Source organism: Caulobacter sp. GW821-FHT09B08 (genome assembly GCF_059418225.1).
This window is the reverse complement of sequence record NZ_JBWKPL010000007.1, coordinates 101,450-116,763: the sequence shown is the minus strand read 5'-3', so window position 1 is coordinate 116,763 and position 15,314 is coordinate 101,450. Positions and strand designations below refer to the sequence as shown.

General features: G+C 70.6%; 13 protein-coding genes and 1 tRNA gene. 9 read left to right on the top strand and 5 right to left on the bottom strand.

The window, feature by feature from the left end; genetic code table 11:
• Window positions 1-35: 35 nt before the first annotated feature.
• Window positions 36-1,568, top strand: coding sequence for a phospholipase D-like domain-containing protein (locus AC07OA_RS19265; RefSeq protein ID WP_494665434.1), 1,533 nt, complete (start codon window positions 36-38; stop codon window positions 1,566-1,568).
• Here AC07OA_RS19265 and AC07OA_RS19260 read toward each other — a convergent pair.
• The 3 genes from AC07OA_RS19260 to metX form a co-directional block, all read right to left on the bottom strand.
• On the bottom strand, window positions 1,501-2,301 hold the full coding sequence (locus AC07OA_RS19260; protein ID WP_494665433.1) for an endonuclease/exonuclease/phosphatase family protein: 801 nt from the start codon (window positions 2,299-2,301) through the stop codon (window positions 1,501-1,503). The two genes, AC07OA_RS19265 and AC07OA_RS19260, sit on opposite strands and share 68 nt — an antisense overlap.
• Window positions 2,298-2,972: a methionine biosynthesis protein MetW gene (gene metW, locus AC07OA_RS19255; RefSeq protein WP_494665432.1), complete on the bottom strand. Its 675-nt coding sequence runs from the start codon at window positions 2,970-2,972 to the stop codon at window positions 2,298-2,300. Before metW ends, AC07OA_RS19260 begins: the two co-directional genes overlap by 4 nt.
• A 151-nt stretch (window positions 2,973-3,123) precedes the next feature.
• Window positions 3,124-4,275 carry a homoserine O-acetyltransferase MetX gene (metX, locus tag AC07OA_RS19250; RefSeq protein WP_494665431.1) on the bottom strand — a complete coding sequence of 384 codons (1,152 nt, stop codon included), beginning with the start codon at window positions 4,273-4,275 and terminating at the stop codon, window positions 3,124-3,126.
• An 88-nt stretch (window positions 4,276-4,363) separates the two neighbouring features.
• On the opposite strand from metX, the gene AC07OA_RS19245 reads away from it, so the two are divergent.
• From AC07OA_RS19245 to AC07OA_RS19225, 5 genes are read left to right on the top strand one after another with little or no spacing between them, the layout of a single operon-like run.
• Window positions 4,364-4,876 (top strand): SixA phosphatase family protein, encoded by a 513-nt coding sequence (locus AC07OA_RS19245; protein WP_494665430.1) that lies wholly within the window; start codon window positions 4,364-4,366, stop codon window positions 4,874-4,876.
• Window positions 4,873-5,217, top strand: a complete 345-nt coding sequence (locus tag AC07OA_RS19240; RefSeq protein ID WP_494665429.1) for a DUF952 domain-containing protein — start codon at window positions 4,873-4,875, stop codon at window positions 5,215-5,217. Before AC07OA_RS19245 ends, AC07OA_RS19240 begins: the two co-directional genes overlap by 4 nt.
• Entirely contained in the window at window positions 5,214-6,278 is a 1,065-nt protein-coding gene (locus AC07OA_RS19235) for a quinone-dependent dihydroorotate dehydrogenase (RefSeq protein ID WP_494665428.1), read from the top strand. Before AC07OA_RS19240 ends, AC07OA_RS19235 begins: the two co-directional genes overlap by 4 nt.
• Window positions 6,275-7,012: a TVP38/TMEM64 family protein gene (locus AC07OA_RS19230; protein ID WP_494665427.1), complete on the top strand. Its 738-nt coding sequence runs from the start codon at window positions 6,275-6,277 to the stop codon at window positions 7,010-7,012. Before AC07OA_RS19235 ends, AC07OA_RS19230 begins: the two co-directional genes overlap by 4 nt.
• Window positions 7,013-7,021: 9 nt before the next feature.
• Window positions 7,022-8,536, top strand: a complete 1,515-nt coding sequence (locus AC07OA_RS19225) for a sensor histidine kinase (RefSeq protein WP_494665426.1) — start codon at window positions 7,022-7,024, stop codon at window positions 8,534-8,536.
• A 141-nt stretch (window positions 8,537-8,677) separates the two neighbouring features.
• On the opposite strand, the gene ggt is transcribed toward AC07OA_RS19225, so the two are convergent.
• On the bottom strand, window positions 8,678-10,396 hold the full coding sequence (gene ggt / locus AC07OA_RS19220) for a gamma-glutamyltransferase (RefSeq protein ID WP_494665425.1): 1,719 nt from the start codon (window positions 10,394-10,396) through the stop codon (window positions 8,678-8,680).
• A 213-nt stretch (window positions 10,397-10,609) separates the two neighbouring features.
• Here ggt and AC07OA_RS19215 point away from each other — a divergent pair.
• A tRNA-Arg gene (locus tag AC07OA_RS19215) sits at window positions 10,610-10,686 on the top strand.
• Between the two features lie 68 nt (window positions 10,687-10,754).
• Here AC07OA_RS19215 and AC07OA_RS19210 read toward each other — a convergent pair.
• A complete protein-coding gene (locus tag AC07OA_RS19210; protein ID WP_494665424.1) occupies window positions 10,755-12,416 on the bottom strand; it encodes a hypothetical protein in 1,662 nt (553 codons plus the stop codon).
• A 153-nt stretch (window positions 12,417-12,569) separates the two neighbouring features.
• Between AC07OA_RS19210 and AC07OA_RS19205 the strand changes: the two genes are divergently transcribed.
• Entirely contained in the window at window positions 12,570-13,379 is an 810-nt protein-coding gene (locus tag AC07OA_RS19205) for a LytTR family DNA-binding domain-containing protein (RefSeq protein WP_494665423.1), read from the top strand.
• A 205-nt stretch (window positions 13,380-13,584) separates the two neighbouring features.
• Entirely contained in the window at window positions 13,585-15,306 is a 1,722-nt protein-coding gene (locus AC07OA_RS19200; RefSeq protein ID WP_494665422.1) for a ShlB/FhaC/HecB family hemolysin secretion/activation protein, read from the top strand.
• Window positions 15,307-15,314: the final 8 nt, after the last annotated feature.

The window sequence follows — 15,314 nt, the reverse complement described above, 5'->3', positions numbered from 1 at the left end:
GCGTGACGACTGAGGGGCGTGGTGCAGGGGGCGACATGGCGGACGATGCATCCTCGCTGACCTCGATGTCGCTGCTGCGGCCCGGCGCGACCTGCTGGCGCGTGGAGCAGGCCGACCGCCTGGCCCTGTTCATCGACAACGACGAGGCCTTCGACGCGCTGAAGGAAATCCTGCTGTCGGCCAAGACGTCGATCTGGATCCTGGCCTGGGTGTTCGATCCCCTGACGCGGCTGGATCCGGACCGTGTGCGGAAGAGCCGCGATCCCCAGCACGTGGACCGCATCGGCCTGCTGCTCCGCCGCCAGGCGGCCCTGAACCCGGGCCTGGACGTGCGGATCCTGGTCTGGGACATGCCCTTCCCGATCGCCGCCTCGCAGCTGTTCGGCCCGCATCGCGGCCAGGTGTTCTTCACCGGCTCGCGCGTGAAGTATCACCTGGACAACACCCTGCCGGCCAGCGCCTGCCATCATCAGAAGGTGGTGGTGGTCGACGGCTCCGTGGCCCTGGTCAGCGGCGGCGACATCGGGGTGGACCGCTGGGACACCACCCAGCACCTGGACAACGACCCCCGCCGCCGCCTGCCCACCGGCCATCACTATCCGGCCCGGCACGAGGTGGCCGCGATGGTCGACGGCAAGGCCGCCGAGGCCCTGGGCGACCTCTTCATCGCCCGCTGGCAGACCTCGCAGGGCGAGACGCTGGAGCGCTCGCCCAAGCCCGAAGAGGCGCCCTGGCCCGACTATCTGATCCCCGACCTGCGCAATGTGCCCCTGGCCATCTGCCGCACCCAGCCGGCCTGGAAGGACCAGCCGGAGGTCAACGAGACGATGCTGATGCACCTGGCCAGCATCAAGGCGGCGCGCAAGCTGATCTATCTGGAAAACCAGTACCTGACCTCGCCGATCATCGTCGAAGCCCTGGCCGAGCGCCTGGCCGAGCCGGACGGTCCGGAGGTGGTGACGGTGGGGCCGGCGCACAGCCCCAGCTATTTCGACCAGATGACCATGGACAGCGCCCGCACCTCGGCGATCAACCGCCTGCGCGAGATCGACGTCCACGGCCGCTTCTCGGCCTTCAGCGCCCGCACGCCCAAGGGCGCGGCGATCATCGTCCACTCCAAGGTGGCGATCATGGACGACCGCATGCTGCGGCTGGGCTCGGCGAACCTGAACAACCGCTCCATCGGCCTGGACACCGAGTGCGACATCGCCTTCGAGGGCAAGGACGAGACCAGCCGCGCGGCGGTGCGGGCCTTCCTGGGGCGGCTGATCGGCCACTTCCTCGACCACGAGACGGGCCACGTGCTGGAGACCTACGACCGGCTGGGAAGCCTGGCGGCGACGATCAACGAACTGGACCGCAAGGGCGGCGCGCCCCGGCGGCTGGCGCCGGTGCCGATCAAGCCGCTGACGGGCGTGCAGCAGTTCATCGCCGACTGGAGCCTGGGCGACGCCATCTCGCCCACCGACGCCTGGCGGCCCTGGGGCCGCCGCCGCCGCCTCAAGAAGGAACTGCGCCGACTGATGACGGATCCGAAGCCGGAACTGCCGGACCACCTGCAGGACTGATCTCCAGGTCCACCACCAGCGGCAGATGGTCCGAAGCCGCCCGCGCCAGGGCTCCGTAGGGCGAGCGCACGCCCACCGTCTCCAGGCCCTTGGTCAGGAAGACGTGGTCGATGCGCATGAACGGGAAGTTCGACGGGAAGGTCGCGGTCGGCGGCCGCCGCCACGTCGCGCTCTGGGTCTGGGCGTCGCGCAGGGCGGCCTTCAGCAGACGATAGGTGGCCGAATAGGGCGTGGCGTTGAAGTCGCCCAAGAGGATGCCCGGCGCCCGCCAGTCCTCGTGGGCCATCCACTGCTCGCCCAGCAGGGCGGCCGCCTGGCGCTTCTGCTCCTGGGGCACCAGGCCAAGGTGGGTGTTGATGATCTGCACCGGCGTGCCCTGGACATCGACCGTGATCCAGATGGCGCCGCGCGGCTCCAGGCCCGGAATGCGGGGATAGAGAGGCAGGCCGTCGGCCTTGACCTTCTTTTCCGGCAGGGCGGTCAGGATGGCGTCGCCATAGAGCTCCTCCTCCACCGTCATGGCGGGGTGGAAGTGGGACGACATCTTCAGCAGTTCGGCCAGGCGGTGGGCCTGGTCCACGCCCTTGGTGCGGGCCCGGCGGACGTCCAGCTCCTGAAGCGCCACCACGTCGGGTTTTTCCGCAGCGATGACCTCGGCCACCCGCTCGACATCGAGTCGCCGGTCCGTGCCCACGCAACGGTGGACATTGTAGGTCATGAGGCGAAGTTTCATCCGTCGAACAGATCGCCTGAAACGCCCTGGGGTTCCGATGAAACGGTTCCGGCCGAGGCGGGGTTGCGGCTGAGCATGAACAGGCAGGTCTCGGACCGCCAGTTCTCGATGGCCTTGGTCGGGTCGATCTGCCGGGCCGGGCCGTCGCCGGCGAAGGCCGCGCAGGCGTCGATGCGCACGTCCAGGTCCTCGGTCAGGGCCAGGAAGTCGGCCAGGGTGCACAGGTGGATGTTGGGCGTCGACCACCAGGGCAGGGGCAAGGCCTTGGTCTCGGGCATGCGTCCCCGGCTCAGCAGCGACCAGCGCACCCGCCAGTGGCCGAAATTGGGGAACGACACCACGGCCCGGTCGGCGATGCGGAGCAGCTCGTCCAGCACGTGGCGCGGATTGCGCGTGGCCTGCAGGGTCTGGGACAGGATGGCGTAGTCGAACGAGCGGTCGGGGAAGTGGTCCAGGTCCTGGTCGGCGTCGCCCTGCACCACCGACAGGCCGCGCGACATGCAGGCGGCCACCCCGGCCGCGCCGATCTCCAGCCCCCGGCCGTCGACCTGCTTTTCCCGCGTCAGCAGGTCCAGCAGCACGCCCTCGCCGCAGCCGACGTCCAGCACGCGCGAGCCGGGGCGGACCAGGCGGAGGATTTCGCGGAAGTCTTCGCGGATCATCGCGCTCATTCCTCCTCACCCGCGAAGCGGGGGAGGTGTCGCGATGCGGATGCGCATCGTGACGGAGGGGGCGTCGTGCGGCGGCCGGACGCCCCCTCCGTCCGCTGCGCGGCCACCTCCCCCGTTTCACAGGGGAGGAGAAAGGCGTCCGATCCCGTCATCAAATCCCCCGCTCCCGTTCCACCGAGCTCAGGAACCCCAACAACGCCGCGTCCATCACCGGCTCGTCCAGCAGGAAGGCGTCGTGGCCCTTGTCGCTCTCGATCTCGACGAAGGCCGCCCGGCAGCCGGCGGCGGTCAGGGCGCGCACGATGTGGCGGTTCTCGGCGGTGGGATACAGCCAGTCGCTGGTAAAGCTGAGCACGCAGAAGCGCACGTGCCGCGCCCGCGCGAAGGCCTGGGCCAGCACCCCGCCATGGCCCGCGGCCAGGTCGAAATAGTCCATGGCCCGGGTGATGTAGAGATAGGAGTTGGCGTCGAAGCGGTCGACGAACGCAGCCCCCTGGTGGCGCAGATAGCTCTCCACCTGGAAGTCGGCGTCGAAGCCCCACGACAGGCCGTCGCGTTGCAGCTCGCGGCCGAACTTCCGCTGTAGGGCCGGCTCGGACAGATAGGTGATGTGGGCGGCCATCCGGGCGACGGCCAGGCCTTTCTCCGGACGCGACTTGCCCTGGGCGTAGGCTCCGGCCTTCCAGTCGGGATCGGCCATGATCGCTTGGCGGCCCACCTCGTGGAAGGCGATGTTCTGGGCCGAATGGCGCGAGGCCGAGGCCACGATCACGGCGCTGAACAGCTTGTCCGGATAGTCCACGGCCCATTGCTGGGCCTGCATGCCGCCCATCGAGCCGCCGACCACGGCCAGCAGGGTCTCGATGCCCAGGGCCTCGATCAGCATGGCCTGGGCCCGCACCATGTCGGCGATGGTGATCACGGGAAAGGTCAGGCCGTAGGCCTGGCCCGTGGCCGGATTGATCGAGGCCGGGCCGGTCGAGCCCATGCAGCCGCCCACCACGTTGGAGCAGACGATGAAGTGCCGGGCCGGGTCGATCGGCTTGCCCGGACCGACCAGGCGGCTCCACCAGCCGGGCTTGCCGCTGACCGGGTGGGTCCCGGCCACGTGCTGGTCGCCGGTCAGGGCGTGGCAGATCAGCACCGCGTTCGTGCCGTCGTCGTTCAGCGCGCCCCAGGTGCGGTAGGCGACCTCCAGGTTCTCCAGCTGGGCGCCGGAGTCCAGCCGCAAAGGCTGATGGGCGGGGAACCGCCAGGTTCCGCCTTCCGACAGCACAGGTCCGGCGAAGTCGAGTTCGGCCATGCCCGCTTGGACCGCCTGGACGCGGTGCTGTCAACCTGCCTGCCAATGGGGCGCTTCCGGTGCGCCTCGGGCAAGGCTATGGAGGGGCATGGACCGACTGATCCTCATGCGCCACGGCAAGGCCGAGCAGCACGCCGCCTCGGGTGGCGATTTCGAGCGCGCCCTGGCGCCGCGCGGCCAGAACGACGCGGGCCTGATGGGCCGGGTCCTGGCGCAGGCCGGCTTGTCGCCCGACGTGGCGCTGGTCTCCTCGGCCCGCCGCACGCGCGAGACCTGGGAAGCGGTCGCCCCGGCCTTCCCTGGCGTCGAGGCCGCGACCCGCCGCGACCTCTATCACGCTGAGGCCCAGGACGTGCTGGCGGCGATCCGCGACGCCCAGCCCGACAGCGGCACGGTGATGGTGGTGGGCCACAATCCAGGCCTGCACGAGCTGGCCCTGCGCCTGGCCCTGGGCGGCCCCACCGACCCGCCGCAGGTCGCCCGGCTGCGCGGCAAGTTCCCCACCTCGACGGTGGCGGTGTTTTCGATCGACGCGGATGGAGCCCCGACCTTGAGCCACCTGTTCTATGCTTCGGAAAACGGCGGGCACGGCGGCGAATGAGTAAGGTCTACAAGATCCTCCCCCGCGCCGAGTGGGAGGCCGCGCGCGCCGCGGGAAGCTTCGAGGGTTCCGCTGTCGACCTGGCCGACGGCTTCATCCATCTGTCGGGCCACGACACCGCCGAGAAGACCGCCGAGCTCTATTTCAAGGGCCAGGCCGACCTGATGCTGCTGACGCTGGAAGCCGACGACCTGGGCGAGGCCCTGAAGTGGGAGGCCTCGCGCGGCGGGGCCTTGTTCCCGCATCTGTTCCGCCCGCTGAGGCCGGACGAGGTCCTGGCCGAGCGGGCGCTGGAGCTGGACGCCGACGGCGTGCCGATGCTGGGCGAGCTGGCCGCATGAGCCTGCACGACATCGCCGCCCGCGCCCTGCACACGCTCGATCCCGAGGACGCCCACGGCTGGGCGATCAAGGGTCTGAAGATGGGGCTGGGGCCGCGCCAGTCCGGGGCCGACGACCCGATCCTGGCGGTCAGCCTGGCGGGCCTGCCGCTGTCCAACTGCGTGGGCCTGGCCGCCGGCTTCGACAAGAACGCCGAGGTTCCCGCCGCCATGTCGCGAGCCGGTTTCGGCTTCGTGGAATGCGGCACGGTCACGCCCCTGGCCCAGGCCGGCAATCCGCGCCCGCGCCTGTTCCGCCTGACCGAAGACCAGGCGGTGATCAACCGCATGGGCTTCAACAACGAGGGCCTGGAGCCCTTCGCCGCCCGCCTGTCGGCCCTCAAGGCCAAGCGGGCGGAAGGTGTGGTTGGGGCCAATATCGGCGCCAACAAGGACGCGACCGACCGGGTCGCCGACTATGTCACGGGCCTGACCCGTCTGTGGGGCCTGTCGGACTATTTCACCGTCAACATCTCCTCGCCCAACACCCCGGGCCTGCGCGCCCTGCAGACCAAGGCGGCGCTGGAGGAACTGCTGGGCAAGATCGCCGAGGCGCGGGGCCTGCTGAAGGCCGCCGGCACGGTGGACTATCCGATCTTCCTGAAGGTCGCGCCCGATCTGGAGGACGGCGAGGTCGAGGCTATCGTCGAGACGGTGGCGGCCAACGGCCTGAACGGGATCATCGTCAGCAACACCACCATCGCCCGTCCCGACACCCTGGTCTCGCGCGACAAGGGCGAGGGCGGCGGCCTGTCGGGCGCGCCGCTGCTGACGGCCTCGACCGCCATGCTGGCCCGCTTCCGCGCCGCCAACGCTCCGGGCCTGGTCCTGATCGGAGCCGGCGGCGTCGCCAGCGGCGCCGACGCCCTGGCCAAGATCAAGGCCGGGGCCAGCGCCGTGCAGCTCTATTCGGCCCTGGTCTATGGCGGGCCGGGCCTGGTCCAGCGGGTCAAGGCCGAGCTGGCCGCCCGGCTGCGGGCCGAGGGCTTCGCCTCGGTCACCGACGCGATCGGCGCGGCATGACGCCCGACAAGGCCCTGGCCTGGCTACGCCGCTTCGGGCCTCTGGGCGCCCTGCTGATCATGCTCGTGGTGGCCCTGGCCACGGGCCTGGCCGGCAAGCTGAACCTGGAGACCCTGCAGGCGCAGGGTACGGCCCTGCAGGCCTATGCGGCGGCCAATCCGCTGAAGTGCGCGGCCATCTATATCGCCATCTACGTGGCTACCGTCTCGGTCTCGCTGCCGGGCGCCCTGATCCTGTCCCTGACCGGCGGGTTCCTGTTCGGACCCATCGGCGGCGGCTTCGCGGCGGTGACCGGCGCGACCGGCGGCTCGACCGTGGTCTATCTGGTCTGCCGCACGGCCTTCGGAAACTTCCTGCGCCAGAAGCCCGGCGCCCTGCTGACCCGGGTGGAGGAGGGCTTCAAGGCCGACGCCTTCTCCTATCTCCTGACCCTGCGCCTGATCCCGGCCTTCCCGCTGCTGCTGGTCAATGTGGCCTCGGGCCTGATGAACATCCCGGTGCGGACCTATCTGCTGGCCTCGTTCCTGGGGATGGTGCCCAGCTCCTTCGTCTATGCCGGCATCGGCGCGGGCCTGGGTCACATCTTCGCCAAGGGCGAGCCGGTGACCCTCCACACCCTGTTCTCGCCGCGCATCTATCTGCCCATCATCGCCATGGGCGCCCTGGCCTTGCTGCCGCCCCTGTGGCGCTATTGGCGAAACCGCCGCGTTGCCCAAGCCCCAGACGTGAAGTAACCCAGACGAATGACCGAGCCGGTCGCGCCGTCCGTTCCGCAACCTTCCAAGCCAGGGCGTCGCTTCCCGTGGCCCGGAGGCCTGTCGGCGCGGCTGCTGCTGCTGACGGCTCTCTTCGTGGCCATCGCCGGCGCCCTGATCCTGCCGCCCGCCCTGGCCGCCTTCGAGGAGCAATGGCTGCTGGACCGCGTGCGGGCGGCCGAACTGGCCTCGACCATCGCCGACGCCGATCCCGAGCGCCGGGTCACCGACAAGGTCTCCCAGCAGCTGCTCGACCAGGCCGGGGTGGTGATCGTGGCCCTGGAGGTGGACGGCGCTCGGCGCCTGGTCCTGCCGTCCGAGCCGCGCGGCCTGAAGATCAAGACGCCCTATCTCGTCGACCTGCGCCGCCAGAACCCCGGCTCGTGGCTGGCCGCCCCGTTCTTCACCCTGAAGAGCGCGCCCGGCAGCATGGTGCGGGTGATGGCCGAGCCGCGCTTCCGCCAGGAGGCCGAGTTCGTCGAGATCGTGCTGCCCGACGCCCAGCTGAAGGCCAAGCTGGTCGAGCAGGTCGGGCGCCTGGCCGGCATGACCATCTTCGTGGCGGGCCTGGCCGGCGGGCTGATCTATCTGTCGCTGAACTTCCTGCTGGTGCGGCCCATGCAGCGCATCACCCAGGCCATGGAGCGGTTTCGCGCCGATCCCGAGGATCCCGCCGCCCGGGTGGTGGTCTCGCGCCGTCGCGACGAGATCGGCCGAGCCGAGCGGGAGCTGGACATGATGCAGGCCGACCTGCTGACCGCGCTCCAGGCCAAGGCCCGCCTGGCCGCTCTGGGCGAGGCGGTGGCCAAGATCAATCACGACCTGCGCAACATGCTGACCAGCGCCCAGATGGCTTCGGACCGCCTGGCCGCCCTGGGCGACCCCAAGGTGGCCCAGGCCCTGCCGCGCCTGGAGCGGGCCCTGGACCGCGCCATCACCCTGGCCAGCGACGTCATGGCCTACGGCAAGTCCAAGGAGCCGGCCCCGGTGCTGCGCAGCACGCCCCTGCGCGCGGCCCTGGAGATGGCGGCCGAGGATTCCGGCCTCCAGCCGACCGGCGTGGCCCTGGAGACGGTGATCGACAGCCGCGAGCAGGTGATCGCCGACCCCGACCAGCTGCACCGCATCCTCACCAACCTGCTGCGCAACGCCCGCGAGGCCATCGAGGCCACGCCCGACCGCGGCGGCAAGGGCAAGGTGTTCGTCGAGCTGCGCCGCGCCGAGGGCCTCAGCCACCTGCGCCTGTCCGACGATGGCCCCGGCGTGCCCGAGAAGGCCCGCAACAACCTCTTCCAGCCCTTCGTCGGCTCGGTGCGGCGCGGCGGCACGGGCCTGGGCCTGGCCATCGCCCGCGAGCTGGCCCAGGGCCACGGCGGCGACCTGATGCTGGTCGAGACCGGCCCCGGCGGCTCGGTCTTCGACCTGACCCTGGCGGGCGTCCCCGAACCCCTGCCGGAACCGCCGCCCGAGCCGGCGAAGCCCAAGGCGAAGTCGAAGCCGTAGGACGCCCTCTCCGTCCGCTTCGCGGACACCTCCCCCGCTACGCAGGGGAGGAGAGGATCGTTGCGGCTTGCTCCTCACCCGTGAAACGGGGGAGGTGGCGCGATGCGGATACGCATCGTGACGGAGGGGGCGTCCTGAGGCTCAAAGCCCCTTGGCCACGCCCTCGCGCCGGGGATCGGCCCCGCCTTCCAGCACCCCGCCCGGCCGCACGATCACGCCGTGCAGGCCCGAGGTCTCGTTCTGGCCGGTGCGGATCGCCACGCCCCGCGCCTGCAGGGCCGCCGTCATCTCAGGCCCGAACTTCTCGACGTCGGCCGAGAAGGTGTCGCCGCGCGCCACGAGGTTCGGCAGGTTGATCGCCTCCTGCATCGACAGGCCCCAGTCGAACACCCCGACCATGGCCTTCAGATTATAGGACAGGATCGCCGAGCCGCCCGGCGAGCCGACGGCGGCCAGGAACTTGCCGTCCTTGTCCAGCACGACGATCGGCACCATCGACGAGCGCGGCCGCTTGCCGCCGGCCACGGCGTTGGCGCCCGGGGCGCCGTCCGGGTCGACCGGATCGAAGTTGAAGTCGGTCAGCTGGTTGTTGAGGAAGAAGCCGCCCACCATCCGGCCCGAGCCGAAGATGCTCTCCACCGTGGTGGTCATCGACACGACGTTACCCATCGGATCGACGATGACCATGTGGGTGGTGCCGGCCGGCTCGCGGGTGCTGTCGGGACCGACGGCGGGCGCGCCCTTCGGCAAGCCGAAGCTGGGCGTCGGCCCGGCCGTCTCGCCGATCAGCTTGGCGCGCTGGGCCACATAGGCCGGGTCCAGCAGGCCTTCGACCGGCACCTTCACGAACGAGGGATCGCCCACATAGCGGTCGCGGTCGGCGTACATCACCCGTTCGGCCTCGGCCAGCTGGGTCCAGGCCACCGGGTCCTTGGGGCCGCGCTTGGCGATGTCGGTGTGCTCCAGCATCATCAGGGCCTGGATCACCGCCACGCCGCTCGACTGCGGATTGGGCACGCAGACGGTGTAGACCTTCCACGGCTTGCACAGGGCGTCGGCGCTGCGCGGCTTGTAGGCCTTGAGGTCCGCCAGGGTCATGGTCGAGGGCAGGGCGCCCTCGTGCAGCTTGTCGACGATGGCCTGGGCCAAAGGCCCCTCGTAGAGGGCGGCGGGGCCCTTGGCGGCCAGGGCGCGCAGGGTGGCGGCGTAGGCCGGGTTCTTCAGGGTGTCGCCGGCCTGGTAGCGCTGGCCGTCCGGCTTGGTGAAATAGGCCTTGGCGTCGGGCGTCTGGCCCTGCGGGATGCGCGGGTTGTTGACCATGCCGGCCATGCGCGGACTGACCCTGAAGCCGTCGTCGGCCAGCTTCTCGGCGTCCTTGAACAGCGTGCTCCACGCCGCCTTGCCGTGCTCCTTCTGGGCCTGGGCCAGCATGCCCACCGCGCCGGGCACCCCGGTCGAGCGTCCCGACAGCACGGCGGTGACGAAGTTCAGCGGCTTGCCGTCCGGTCCCAGGAACAGCTGGGGCGTGGCCGCCTTCGGCGCCTTCTCGCGACCGTCATAGGCCGTCACCTTGCCGGTCTTGGCGTCGTAGAAGACCATGAACGAGCCGCCGCCCAGGCCCGAGCTCTGCGGCTCGACCAGGCCCAGCACCGCCTGCACCGCCACGGCCGCGTCCACCGCCGTGCCGCCGTCGCGCAGCACCCGCAAGCCCGCCTCGACCGCCAGCGGATTGGCCGCCGCCACCATGCCGCGCGGGGTGTAGGCCGGAGCGCTTGTCGCCGCGACGGGCGGGGCCGCGGTCGCCGACAGGGGCGCGCAGCCGGCCAGCAGGGCGAGAACGAGCGGGGCAATCAGGCGCATGGCGTACTTTCGACGGAGACTTACCGAAACGGCGATCAGGCCGTCGCGATCCACGCGCGGTCAAGGTCGTCCTGCCTTTCCAGAAGGGGAGCCGGCCCCCGCCGGTCAAGGCCCGGAGGCCCTTCTCCACAAACTTCGTACATTCCGCATCAAAAGGCGCTTGCGTCCCCGGATCGTCCGGGCTATCTCCCCCGCCTCGCCGAAAGGCAGTGCGCGCCCGTAGCTCAGCTGGATAGAGCATCAGACTACGAATCTGAGGGTCGGACGTTCGAATCGTTCCGGGCGCGCCATTTCTCTTCAAAGACTTAGCCGAACCACCTCCGCCCATCGCGGTGGTCGCGACCGTGTGTCCGCGGCCTCACGGCGCCAGGTCGGCGACCTCCAGTCTCTTGCCGTCGAATTCCGCGTAGCCCGACGACTGGGGCGCGCCCGAGGCGTCGGGGGCGAAGAGGATCTGCGTCGGGTGTTCGAAGTCGGTGGCGGGGCTGAAGCTGAGTTTCAGGGACATGCGGCCGGGGCGGGGGCCTTTCAGGGTCACGTCGGCGGTGTAGGTCGAGACGCCGCGCGGGTTGCTCTGCATCGTCTCGCGGCCGGAATAGACCTGCCGGCCGTCGTCGCTGAAGTCGGCATAGGTCTTTTCGATCAGGCCCGCCGGGGTGCGGCGATAGGCGATGAAGCCCGAGCGGCGGCCATAGACCTTGACGTCGATGTCGCGCGCCTTGCGGGCGTAGTCCTTGACCGTCGAGAGGTCGGTCTGGGCGTAGGCAAGCGCGTCGGGCGTGGTCTTGGCCGGCGCCGGCGGTCCGGGGCGATAGTCCAGCAGGCGCACCATCCGCATCCGCCGGGCGGTGTCGCTCTGGCCGCGCCGGGCCTCCATCCACATCGCGCGGGTCCCGTCGGGACGCCAGGACATCGGCGAGTTGAACACCCAGTCGTCCTCGGTGTTCAGGTCGGCGCCCACATAGCCCGGCCGGCTTTTGGAGTCCGCGATCCGGATCAGGGCCGGGCCGATATTGCCCGGGCGCGTCTGGCGCACGCCCGAGACGGAGTAGTTATAGGCCAGGCCGTTGAGGCCCATGTTCAGGGCGGCGGGATAGGGACGGGGCAGGAGGCTCAGGACGCCCAGGTCGGTGCGCGGCGAGAACCGCGAGGTCATGGTCACGCCTAGCCGCTCGTCGGGCGAGAAGATCGTGGTCTCGTCGTAGCCGGGGTTGTCGGTGATCGCCTCGACCCGGCCGGTGGCCAGGTCCAGCACGGTGGAGTCGGCGAGATCCCGCCGCAGGGCGCCGGCCAGGGAGATGGCCGCGCCGCCGCGCACGAACTGCTTGACCTCGCCGCCGCGCACTGGCTGGGGCATGGCCCCGTCCGCGTGCAGCGGATCCTTGGCGAAGGGCTCGACGGTGCTGACGATGCGGGTCTTGGCGATCCGGTAGCCCGCGCCGGTTCGCTCCAGCTCGCCCGTGAACACGACGGCCGAATAGTTCGCCAGCAGGGCCGTCCAGGCCACGTGGCGGTCGTCGGGCGCGACGATCATTTCCGACCAGCGATGGGCGATGTGATCGCCGTCCGCCACCTCGGGCGGATAATCGACGGGCAGCAGGGCCGGGTTCTCGCAGGTCTCCAGGCTGGTGGCGCATTCGACGACGAAGTCGCCCAGGAAGACGCGCCGGTTGTCGGAAAACACCATGAAGCGAATGCCGTTGTCCTTGGGGCGGTCGGGCAGGGTCGCCGAGAAGAACGGGCGCAGGTGACCGCCGTCGTCGCCCTGGGTGGCCAGGTCGATCCGGCGGCGCGGCTGGGCGGCGTCCTTGGCGTAGGAGACCAGCACCTTGCCGGAAGGAGTGTAGGTGGCCGTCCGAACGATCAGGTTCGGATCGAAGGGCACGGTCTCGATCTGGTAGCGGCCCAGGCCCTCGGCGGTGCGGATCGTCGCCGGTTCGGCGGCCAGGGCGGGGGCGCAGGCCGTCAGGGCGGCGAGGGTCGGGACAAAGCCCAGACGGGCGAGGCGGACTGGCGGCATGATCGCGGGGCTCCTGTGGCGTTCTTCGCCGGGTACAGGGGCGCGGTTCGCCCGCAAGGCCGAATGCGTGACGTATCTCCGGAGCGATGAGACGGACCCGGAAATTGGCGTAGTCTGCCGGTTCACGCTTCGTGAAACGGGAGGGCGGGGACGATGGATCGGCTGCGGCGCGCGCTGCTGGAAGCCTGGGCCATGTCGGCCCTGGCCGTCCTCGTCGGCTTTCTGGGGCCTTTCGGGACCTATACAGGCGCGTCCCTGGTGCATCGGGTCCAGGAGTGGGGCTGGCTGCTGTTCGGCGCCTATGTGGTGGTGCGGCCCTGCGTCTGGGGGCTGGGCCTGGTCGCCGCGCGCGCCGGCCTGCCGGCGGGGGCGCTGACCGCCTGGGGCGTGGCGGCCGTCAGCCTGCCCCTGGCGATGGTCTGGCGCGCGGTGGGCCAGAACGCCTTCCGGGCCCTGGACGGCTATGCCGAGCTGGTTCCGTTCTCGCTGCTGTGCGCCCTGGGCGTGTTCGGCGTCGTCGTCTGGGCGCGGGCGACCAGCCGGCGGCTGGGCGAGCGGCCGGCGCAGGCCCCAGTCCCTCATGTTCCAGAAGGCGGCGAGAGGGCCCAACCCGAGCCGCCTCCGCCGGGCCGCCCGCGCCTGCTGGACCGCCTGGGGCCGGACTTCCGGGGACCGGTCCTGGCCCTGCAGAGCGAGGATCACTACGTCCGCGTCCACGGGGCCAAAGGCAGCGAGCTGCTGCTGATGCGGCTTCGCGACGCCATCGCCGAGCTCGACGCAGTGCCGGGCGAACAGGTCCATCGCAGCTGGTGGGTGGCGCGGGCCGGTGTCGCGGGACTGAAGCGGACAGGCCGGTCGTGGAGCGTGCGCCTGGGCAACGGCGAGCAGGCGCCGGTGGCCCGGGAGTCGGTCGAACGCCTCCGCCGCTCCGGTTTCCTGCCCGAGGAAGACGACGCGCGGTGAGGCCGCGTAAGGCGCTCAAGCTTTACTTGCGCTAAAGGCGAGTATCTGTCCGCTCGAGACTTTGCCGCGCGAAAATTCTCTCAAGAGTTGCGGGCACGATCCAAGATTGTCGTTCAGCGACCGATGTTATACTGAAGCATCGTGCGTCATGACGCCGCGGCGTCGGGGGGCGCCGCGTTCGGTGACGGGAGGGGTGGGCTTGCAGATGTCGAACAGGATCAGTCGCGCCCTGGCGGGCGCCGGCGCGGCTTTGGCTGTCGCCGTTTCCCTTGCCGCGCCGGCCGCCGCCCAGGTGGCCCTGCCGTCGCGCCAGGAACTGGATCCGGCCAATGCCGCCCCCATCGCGGCCGCGCCGCGCGGCGACCTGTTCAAGGGCGTGGAGGCCGGTCCCTGCGCCTTCCGCGACAGCCCGATCAAGGTCACGCTGAAGGCGGTGGAGTTCCAGGGCGCGACGTCTGGAAAGCTGGCCGTGTCGGACCAGGCCCTGGCCTCGACCTATGCCGAATATATCGGCCGTGAAGCCCCGCTCAGCGTGGTCTGCGACATCCGCGACCGGGCGGCCTCGCTCTATCTGCGGCGCGGCGTGCTGGCCACCGTGGTCATTCCCGAGCAGCGGATCGCCGAGGGCAAGCTGACCCTGACCGTGGTCGAGGCGCGCATCGCCTCGGTGAACTATCACGGCGACGCCGGCCCGGCCCAGAAGCAGGTCGTGCGCTTCCTGGACCACCTGCGCGGCATGGCTCCGTTCGACCTGGACGTCGCCCAGCGCTACCTGCTGCTGGCCTCCGACGTGCCCGGCGCCCGCATCCAGTCGGCCCTGAGGCCCTCGCCCCTGGGCCAGGGCGCGCTGGACCTGGAGATCGCCATCGCCCGCGACGCCGTCGACGGCTCGGTGGTGGCCCAGAACTACGGCTCCAAGACCGTGGGCCGCGACCTGACCCTGGCGCGGCTGGACCTCAACGGCTTCACCCCGCTGGGCGAGCGCACCTCGATCCTCGGCTACGGCACCCTGTCCAGCGACGAGCAGCGGGTGATCCAGGTGGCCGAGCGCTTCTATATGGGCGGCGACGGCCTGGTGGCCGACCTGTCGGGCGCGTGGGGCTGGACCAAGCCGGGCGACGCCCTCAAGCCGCTGGAGCTGGAGGGCGAGTCCTTCGCCGGCAGCGTCCGCATCACCTATCCGCTGGTCCGCCATCGTCGCCAGAACCTCAACATCGGCTTCGGGCTGGACTGGATCGACCAGAAGGTCGAGTTCGGCAACGGCGTGGCCGTGCTGACCGACGACAGCCTGCGGGTGTTCTTCCTGCGCCTGGACGGTCACTACGCCCCCGCCTCGCTGGCGGCCCATTCGGTGGCCATGACCGGCCTGGTCGAGGTGCGCCAGGGCATCCACAACCTGGGCGCCAGCAAGTACGGCGACCTCGAGGCCTCGCGTTATCTGGGCAAGCCCGACGCCACGGTGGTGCGGGCCGAGGGCGAGATCGGCGGCCGTATCGCGGGGCCCCTGATCGCCAAGCTGAACCTGGCCTGGCAGCACACCGACGATCCGCTGCTGTCCTACGAGGAATACGGTGTCGGCAACCTGACCATCGGGCGCGGCTACGACCCGTCGGCGGCGTCCGGCGACCGCGCGATTTCCGGCTCGTTCGAGCTCAGCACGACGCCGCTGCCCCTGCCGTTCAAGCTGGAGAACGGCGGCCGGGCGGCCTGGCGGCCCTACGCCTTCTACGACGCCGCCGAGCTGACCAATCTGGGCCTGGGCGGCGGCAAGCTGGACCTGACCTCGGCCGGGGTCGGCCTGCGCGCCCAGCTCACCTCGCGGGTGGCCCTGGACCTGACCTGGGCCAAGCCCTTCGACAGCCCGTTCGGGGTGGGCGACGAACCGCCGTCGCGCGTCCTGATCTCGCTGTCCGCCGCCCTGTTCTAGACCATCGA